5 protein-coding genes are annotated in these 8627 nt (G+C 60.3%); 2 read left to right on the top strand and 3 right to left on the bottom strand.

Going from position 1 to position 8627, the window contains the following annotated elements; genetic code table 11:
- From ACVWXE_RS13955 to phoU, 3 genes are all read right to left on the bottom strand, one after another.
- On the bottom strand, positions 1-2139 hold a 2139-nt coding region (locus ACVWXE_RS13955), incomplete at its 3' end, for an AAA family ATPase (protein ID WP_457385074.1).
- Positions 2140-2338: 199 nt separating this feature from the next.
- Entirely contained in the window at positions 2339-4624 is a 2286-nt protein-coding gene (locus tag ACVWXE_RS13950) for a ribonuclease R family protein (RefSeq protein ID WP_414375492.1), read from the bottom strand.
- Between the two features lie 75 nt (positions 4625-4699).
- Positions 4700-5341 (bottom strand): phosphate signaling complex protein PhoU, encoded by a 642-nt coding sequence (gene phoU / locus ACVWXE_RS13945; protein WP_414350183.1) that lies wholly within the window; start codon positions 5339-5341, stop codon positions 4700-4702.
- Positions 5342-5550: 209 nt separating this feature from the next.
- Here phoU and ACVWXE_RS13940 point away from each other — a divergent pair, with 209 nt between their 5' ends.
- Both ACVWXE_RS13940 and ACVWXE_RS13935 read left to right on the top strand, forming a co-directional pair.
- On the top strand, positions 5551-6873 hold the full coding sequence (locus tag ACVWXE_RS13940; RefSeq protein WP_457490602.1) for a four-carbon acid sugar kinase family protein: 1323 nt from the start codon (positions 5551-5553) through the stop codon (positions 6871-6873).
- 19 nt (positions 6874-6892) lie between these two features.
- On the top strand, positions 6893-8425 hold the full coding sequence (locus ACVWXE_RS13935) for an FAD-binding oxidoreductase (RefSeq protein WP_457490601.1): 1533 nt from the start codon (positions 6893-6895) through the stop codon (positions 8423-8425).
- The last annotated feature ends 202 nt before the right edge of the window (positions 8426-8627 follow it).

The raw sequence follows: 8627 nt of genomic DNA, 5'->3' as shown, positions 1-8627 counted from the left end.
CACTGTCCGCCCTTGGGAGTCGGTGATGCGGCCATCGTCCAGCACCTGCAGCAGGATGTTGAAGACATCCGGGTGGGCTTTTTCCACCTCGTCAAACAGCACCACCGAGTAGGGGCGTCGCCGCACCGCCTCGGAGAGCTGCCCGCCTTCTTCGTAGCCCACGTAGCCTGGAGGAGCTCCGATTAGACGAGAGACCGAGTGCTTCTCCATGTACTCGGACATGTCGATGCGCACCATCGCCTCGGAAGTGTCGAAGAGGAACTCCGCCAAGGCACGGGCCAGCTCGGTTTTCCCCACGCCAGTGGGCCCCATGAACAGGAAAGAGCCGATGGGGCGATTGGGATCCTTCATGCCGGCCCGGGCGCGCCGAATGGCTGCCGCTACGGCGGCTACCGCCTCGTCTTGGCCCACCACCCGCTGGTGCAAATGGGCTTCCAGGCGCAGCAGCTTCTGCTTTTCCGACTCCATCAGGCTGGTGACTGGGATCCCGGTCCAGCGGGAGACGATCTCAGCGATATCTTCAGGAGTCACTTGCTCCCGCAGCAGCGGCTCGCCGTTGGTCTGCAGCTTGGCCAGGTGAGCCTCCTGCTCTTGGATTTGCCGCTCCAATTCCATCAGCTTGCCGTACTTGAGCTCGGCAGCGCGGTTGAGGTCATATTTTTGTTCAGCCTGTTCGATTTGAAGCTTGACGGCGTCCCGCTCGGCTTTAAGGCTTTGCAGGCGTTCGATAGCCTCTTTTTCAAATTGCCAGCGAGCATTCAACTCCCGTTGTCGCTCCGTCAGGTTGGCCAGCTCCTGCTCAATTTTGCTGAGGCGATCTCTAGAGGCAGCATCATCTTCTTTTTTCAGGGAGAGCTCCTCCATCTGCAGTTGCATGATGCGCCGGTCGATCTCGTCCAGCTCGACGGGCTTGGAGGTGATCTCCATCTTCAGCTTGGCCGCCGCCTCGTCCACCAGGTCGATGGCTTTGTCGGGCAGGAAGCGCTCGGAGATGTAGCGGTTGGAGAGCACCGCTGCCGCCACCAAGGCGGAGTCGCTGATTTTCACCCCATGGTGCAGCTCGTAGCGCTCTTTGAGGCCGCGCAGGATGGAGATGGTATCTTCCACCGAAGGCTGATCCACGTACACCGGCTGGAAGCGGCGTTCTAGGGCCGCATCTTTTTCGATGTGCTTGCGGTATTCATCCAAAGTGGTGGCACCAATACAGCGCAATTCGCCCCGTGCCAGCATGGGTTTGAGCAAGTTGCCGGCATCCATGGCCCCTTCGCCGGCCCCGGCGCCGACAACGGTGTGCAACTCGTCGATGAAGAGGATGATCTGGCCTTCGGATTCAGTGACCTCTTTGAGCACAGCTTTGAGGCGGTCTTCAAATTCCCCGCGGTACTTGGCCCCGGCAATGAGAGCGCCCATGTCCAGAGCAATGACTCGCCGGTTTTTCAGAGACTCCGGCACATCTCCCCGGTTGATGCGCTGGGCTAGGCCCTCCACAATGGCTGTTTTCCCCACGCCGGGTTCGCCGATGAGGACGGGGTTGTTTTTGGTGCGGCGGGAGAGCACCTGAATGACGCGGCGGATCTCGTCATCTCGCCCGATCACCGGGTCCAGCTTCCCTTCGCGGGCCGCCTGGGTGAGATCGCGGCCATAGCGCTCCAGGGCTTCGTAGCGGGATTCGGGGTTTTTGTCGGTGACCCGCTGTTTGCCTCGCACCTCTTTGATGACCGGTTTGAGGCGCTCTACCGTCAGGCCCAGGGGTGCCAAGACCCGCTTGCCCACCCGCTCATCTTGCAGGGATCCCAAAAACAAGTGCTCCACCGAGATGAAATCATCGCCGTACTCTTTGCGAAACTCCTCGGCCCGATCCAGGGTGGTTTCCAGGCCGCGACCCAAGTAGAGCTGATCCACCCGCGCCAACTTGGGCTGCTGGTTGATGAAGCTTTCCACTTTGTCCCGCACCAGCCTCGGATCGATACCTGCCCGTTGCAGGAGGGTTTGGGTGAGCCCCCCCTCTTGATCCAGAAGGGAGATCAGCAAATGCTCGGTTTCCAACTGTTGCTGCTGGTGCCGCCGGGCCACATCTTGGGATTGGACAATGGCGCTCCAAGCTTTTTCGGTAAATTGATTGGGATTGGTGGGCTGCATAGGAGTTCGGCAGAGCTTTGCTACTCAGTATAGGAAGGCAATACAGACACAGGGAGCACCCTGGACTCTTTCGGGGCAGTAGAGCTGGGTGCCGGAAGCTCCGGTAGGATCTTCCTGATCTAGGTATCGCCTATTTTGCCAGAGCCAGAGTTCGCAACAACCGTCCTCTCCAGCTGCGATCCATGGAGGGATCCCCGCCTTATTCTTCTTCTTCGTAGGGACGGCCTTCCCCGATTACCGCCAGGTCAATTTGTTGGCGGTAGTAATCCACGTTCTTAATCTGCACCTCCACCCGATCCCCCAGGCGAAACTGGCGCCGACTCTTGCGTCCCACCAGCGCCTGCTGACGGCTGCGGTACTCGTACCAATCGTTTTTCAGGGTGCTGACCCGCACCAAGCCTTCCGCCAAGATGGGATCCACCTGGACAAAAAAGCCGTAGTTCTGGACACCGATGATTAGGCCGGGGAACACCTCTCCCAGGTGCTTTTGCATGAACTCAGAGCGCTTCAGGCCCATCAGCTCCCGCTCCGCCTGCTGCCGGATCCGGTACCCCTCCTGAATTTTGGGCAGTTGCGCCTGGAGAAACGCCTGCCATTCCTCCTGCACCTTGGGCGGCAACACCTGCCAGTCGATTTGGCCGTAGCCGCTGGGGCCGTGCAGATCCACCACGGTTTTGGAGCGAGGGCTGCGGCGATCGCGTCCTTTGCTCAGGGCCAGGTGCAGAGCACGCAAATTGAGCAAGTCGGCATAGCGGCGCAAGGGGGCCGTAAAGGTGGCGTAGGGTTCTTTGAGGCCCAACCCAAAATGGCCGAGTTGCTCTTCCAGAGGCTGGAGACGATACTCGACCGGGGGCAAGGTGGCCAGCATCTGCGCCACCAAGGCCGGGCTCGCGCCAGAGGCCAACACATCGGGAGCGGTGATGCGGGCACAAATCCGCTGCCAGTCCGCCAGAGTTACGACAGCGGGATCTTGCAAATTCAGATCCAGCTTCATGGCATTGGCCAGGCGCAAAAAGCTCTGCAGGGCCTCGGCGGCAGGGGCAGGCTGCACGCGGGCCAAAGAAGGGATCCCCAACTGGCGCAAATGGTGGCCCAGGATTTGGTTGGCCAGCAGGAGAATTTCCGTCATCAGGGCATGGGCGCCGAGGCGATCGCTGATCAAGAGGGGGCCGTAGCCGCTTTCATCGGCAGAGTGGGGAGTGAGCAAATCCAACAGGGGCAGGTCAAATCCCCCCGCTTGGTGACGTTTGGCCCGCAGGATCTGGCTGAGGCGCAGCAGATTTTGCAGCAGGGCCATCAACTCCGGCACTTCTTCGTCGGGGCCCAAGTCGGCGGTGGTGGCCAAAAGAGCCTGCACCTGACCATAGGACAGGTGAGCCCGCGATTGCACCAGGCTGGGGTAAATCTCGAAGTTTTGTACCACCCCTTCTGGGTCGAGGGTCACTAGCAGTGAATAGGCCAAGCGCTCCTGCTGTGGCAACAGAGCCAGGCGGTTGTGCACCTCCGGCGGAAAGAGAGGCAGCACCATCGTATCGAGGTAGACGGTGGCCGTCCGCTGCTGAGCCTCTTGCTCCAAGGGGTGGTCGGGATCCAGCCAGTGGGCTACGTCGGCAATGTGGATCCCCAGCAGCCAGTGGTCATTCTCTTGCCGCTGCAAGGAAACAGCCACGTTGGGTTCCAAGCCGTGGGGATGCTGCAGATCCAAAGGCTCCAAAGTGATGCAAAACCAATCGCGCAGATCGCGGCGGCCCTTTTGGTCAGAGCGGCTGAGCTTTTTGGGCAGAGCTGCTGCTGCCTCCAACACTGGAGCGGGAAACTCCTGCGGTAGGTCGTACTTGCAACAGACCAAATCTGCATCGATGGAGGCCTCTGGGCCGTCGCCCAAAATTTTGCGAATGGTTCCGGTTGGGGGCAGATCCCCCAGCGGGTAGCGATTCACCTCCACATAGGCCACCCGACCTTCCGCCAGCTCGACAGGGGATCCCTCCGTCAGGGCCAGCTCGAACAGCAGCCGGTCGTCCAAGGGCACCACCCGAAAACCCTGTTCCGTCTGTTTGAGGCGACCCACCAGGGCAGAATTGGCCCGCTCCACAACGGCTACCACCTCTCCCTCAGGGCTGCGGCGACGGTTGCCATCTTTGGTGACCCGCGCCAACACCTGATCCCCATTCCAGGCGCCGCTGAGGTTGCTGCCGTGGATGTACACATCCTCCACCCCCGGCTCGTCCCGAATGGCGAAGCAGAAGCCTTTGCTGGAACAGCGCAAACGCCCCACCACCAAAGATTCGTCCGGCTTGCGCCGATAGCGAGGGGGATCCCCTAGTCGTTCCAGAAACCCGGCCCGCACCAGGCCATCGAGGGCAATCTCGAGCATTTCCGGCGCTTCTGGGTCGGGGGACTGCAAGAGGGCAAGAAGAGTATCTTTGTCGGTCAATTGATCGGGAGGCTGAGAGAGAAAATGCTGAAAAATTCGAGAGAAGTCCATTTTGGGTATTGGCAAAGGGTATTGGCAAAAAAGAAAAAGAGGGGTTAAGACATCGCAAGACCCAACCCGTTGGCGTTAGTCACGCTGGCCGGTGACAATGAAGGCAACCCGCTGGCCGATGTTGGTGCTGTGGTCGGCCAGACGCTCCAGGTAACGGATCGCCAGCAACATCAATAGAATAGGCTCGACCGATCCGCGAATGTCAGACTGCTGCGCCAACGTATTGTAAAGGTTAGTGTAATCTTCATCAACGGCGTCGTCTTCCCGCTTCAGTTGTCGGCCCAGGTCAGCATCCAATTCCGTCAGGGCCACCAGGCTGTGGCTGAGCATTTTCTGGCAACGCTGCATCATCACGCGAATACGACCCAGCTCCGGGGGCGGCGGGTACATGACCAAGCGCAGGGCCACTTCGGCCAAATCTTTGGCGTAGTCGCCAATCCGCTCCAGATCGCGTACCAGTTGCATCAGGGTACTGATCCAGCGCAGATCCCGCGCCACCGGGGAGCGCAAGGCAATCAAATTAATACAGTCTTTCTCGATTTGACGATAAAAACGGTCAATTTGCTTGTCTTGGGCGATCACCTGTTCGGCGGCGGCCAAGTTCTGTTCAAACAGGGCCTGCTGGGCCAAGACCACCGACTTTTCCACCAGCGCCCCCATGCGCAGCACGTCCTGCTGTACCCGTTTGATGTGAAGTTGCAGCTCGGCTTGCCCCATGGCTTTCTCCCATGAATGTGGGCAGGGGGGAAATGTCTGCAGTCGTTTTGGATTCAACAGAGCCAGTTGATCTCAATCATGGCAAACTTCGCCTGGAATAGGGGCAGGGAAGATGGCCAACTTGGGGGAAGATGAAAATAGCGGTTGCCCTTTGAGGGGGATTCGTCTGTCTGGAGTTCTCGGGTTGCTTTGTCGATTGAGACGGTCTCATGGCTCTCCCCCCTATCGTTGTGTTGGACGATGATCCCACCGGATCCCAAACCGTTCACAGTTGCTTGCTCCTCACCCGCTGGGATCCGCAGACCTTGAAGCTGGGGTTGCAGGATAGCTCGCCAATTCGCTTTATCCTCACCAACACCCGATCCCTGCCGCCGGCCAAGGCCGAAGAGGTGACGCGGTCGGTCTGCCGGGCCCTCAAGCAGGCCATGGGGGAGCTGGGGTGGGAGCGGGCCCTTTTTGTTAGCCGCTCCGACTCGACGCTGCGGGGGCATTACCCCCTGGAAACGGATGTGATGGCAGCAGAGCTGGGGCCTTTTGATGCCCATTTTCTGGTGCCGGCCTTTTTTGAGGGAGGGCGCATCACCCGCGACAGTGTCCACTACCTACGGGTGGGGGAGCGCTGGGTGCCGGTGCATGAGACGGAGTTTGCTCGGGATGCGGTGTTTGGCTACCACCACAGCTATTTGCCGGACTATGTGCAGGAGAAAACCCAGGGGCGGATCCGGGCTGAGCAGGTGGAGCGATTGACCCTAGAGCAGATTCGCGCCGGCTGTCTGGAGCGGCTTTTGAGTCTGGAGGGGAATGTCTGCTGTGTGGTGGATGGAGAAACCCAGGCGGATCTGGATCGCTTTGCCCAGGATGTTTGGGCGGCTATAGAGCAGGGGAAGCGCTTTTTGTTCCGCAGCGCCGCCAGCCTCTTGACGGCTTTGGCCCAGTTGCCGCCACAGCCGGTTCTGCCAGAGCAGATGGGGCGGTTTGTCCGCTCAGATCGGCCAGGGGTGGTGATTGTGGGATCCCATGTGCAAAAGTCCAGCCAGCAGTTGGCCCGCCTTCTGCAGGAGCCCGAAACCCAAGGCATCGAGGTGGAGGTGAGGCGACTATTGGATCCCGACGCGGAGCTGCTGCCAGGGATCCTGGCCCAAGTTCACAGCACCTACGAGAAGGGTCTGACGCCGGTGGTCTACACCAGCCGGGAGGAACTGACGTTCGAAAAGGACGCCGTAGAAATGCGCCTAGCTTTTGGGCAGAAGGTTTCCCGGTTGTTGATGGGTGTGGTGCAGGGGCTGCCAGAAGGGATCGGCTATCTCATCAGCAAGGGCGGCATCACCTCCAACGACACCCTCAGCGTTGGCCTCAACTTGCCGGCGGTGCGTCTGCTGGGGCAAGTCTACCCTGGGATCTCGATGGTGATCACCCCGTCCGATCATCCCCGCTTTCCCAACCTGCCGGTGGTGTTGTTTCCGGGCAATGTCGGCGAGGCGGATACGCTGCTTTTGCTCCATCGTCGCCTCAAAAGTCGGGGCTTGGTCTAGAGTGAAGTTCCTCCTGCCGATGGCTGAATTCGTCCCCCCGCCAGAAGCCCTGCCCACCTTGGATCGCTGGTGGGGATCCCTGCGGCAGCCGCAGGCGGAACTGCCCCCGGCAGTGGTTCACCCTTCTTCCGCTCGTTTGGGCAGCCAATCCTGGGATGCCGATGTGGTGATTGCCGGCGGCACCTTGGGGATCCTTCTGGGGGCGGCTTTGGCCAAGCGGGGCTGGCGGGTGATCCTGCTGGAGCGCGGGATCCTGCGGGGGCGGGAGCAGGAGTGGAACACCTCACACCAGGAGCTGCAGGTGTTGTTAGAGCTGGAGCTGCTTACCCCGCCCGAGTGGGAGGCAGTCCAGGTTACCCACTACCCGAGGGGGCGGATTGGCTTTGGGGAGGGCCCCCACTGGTGGGTGGAGGGAGTGCTGAATGTGGGCGTGGATCCAGTCAGCCTCCTGGAGTTCCTCAAGCAGCATTTCCTGGCCTGGGGGGGCCAAGTGTGGGAGCAGACTGCCTTTCAAAGTGCCACCGTTCACCCCGATGGGATCTGCCTCCAGACCACCAAGGGACAGATCCGTGCTCAACTGCTGGTGGATGCTATGGGGCATCGCTCCCCCCTCGTGGCCCAGGCTCGCCAAGGGCAGCCGCCAGATAGTGTCTGTCTGGTGGTGGGATCCTGTGCCCAGGGGCTGCCCGACCAACCCACGGGAGATCTCTTCTACAGCTTTACCCCAGCCCAGAACGGCTACCAGCCCTTTTGGGAAGCTTTCCCTGCCTGCGATGGGCGCACCACCTATCTTTTCACCTACTGCGACCGGGATCCCCGGCGGCCTAGTCTAGAGCAGCTCTGGCGGGATTACTGCCGGCTGCTGCCAGCCTACCAGGGGGTGGAGCTGGCCCAGATCCGCTGGGTGCGCAAGCTATGTGGCGTTTTCCCCGCCTACCGCCGCAGCCCGCTGCAACTGCCCTGGGATCGCCTATTGGCGGTGGGGGATAGCAGTGGCAGCCAGTCGCCTCTAAGCTTTGGCGGCTTTGGCGCCATGTTGCGCCACCTGGATCGCCTACAGCAGGGGATCCACGAGGCCCTGGCGCAACGGCAGTTGAACCAGGCAGCCCTGGCCCTGCTGCAACCCTACCAGCCCAACTTGGCCGTGACCTGGCTATTTCAGAAGGCCATGATTCCCCCTCTGCAGAACAAAAGTTGGGATCCCAATAGCATTAACCGCCTGTTGAGCAGGGTGTTTGCGGCCATGGTTGCCGCTGGCCCTCAGGTGGTGCAGCCCTTTTTGCAGGATGTAGTGCAGTTCGGCGGCTTGGCCCAGGCCCTGTGGGGGGTGACGCGTCGGGATCCCAGCTTGGTAGCCAGACTTTTGCCTCGGTTGGGGTTGCCGGAGCTGGTGGCATGGGCGGGCCACTTTGGGGCCCTTGGCCTCTACGAGCTGCTGCAAAGGCTAACAGATCGCCCGGAGCCGGAAACCAACCCCCAGGACTACTTCTGGAGACGGCGCCGCGAGGCTTGGCGCTACGGCTGCGGTCAAGATTACAAGTTATTTCCATAGTGATATCGAAACATTGTCAATTGTGATTCAATGTGATCAAGCTCACCATTACGTTTCATGACGTTTGATATCCATAGTGGAAGAGTTGGGATCTTTATCCATCCACTCGTCAGCTAGAAATCGCAGGAGCCCCGCACTGTACCCGTAGGGTCAGTGTCGGGAGGAATGCGGAAGTTATGATAGAACCATGACCCAAGTCCTG

The organism is Thermostichus sp. MS-CIW-41, assembly GCF_054058915.1.
Note: the sequence above shows the minus strand (reverse complement) of the source record. Positions and strands in the feature narration are given on the sequence as shown.

Excerpts from the sequence above, each read along its gene's own strand:
- ACVWXE_RS13950 (WP_414375492.1), bottom strand. The coding sequence starts at position 4,624 with ATGGACTTCTCTCGAATTTTTCAGCATTTTCTCTCTCAGCCTCCCGAT.
- phoU (WP_414350183.1), bottom strand. The coding sequence starts at position 5,341 with ATGGGGCAAGCCGAGCTGCAACTTCACATCAAACGGGTACAGCAGGAC.
- ACVWXE_RS13940 (WP_457490602.1), top strand. The coding sequence starts at position 5,551 with ATGGCTCTCCCCCCTATCGTTGTGTTGGACGATGATCCCACCGGATCC.
- ACVWXE_RS13935 (WP_457490601.1), top strand. The coding sequence starts at position 6,893 with ATGGCTGAATTCGTCCCCCCGCCAGAAGCCCTGCCCACCTTGGATCGC.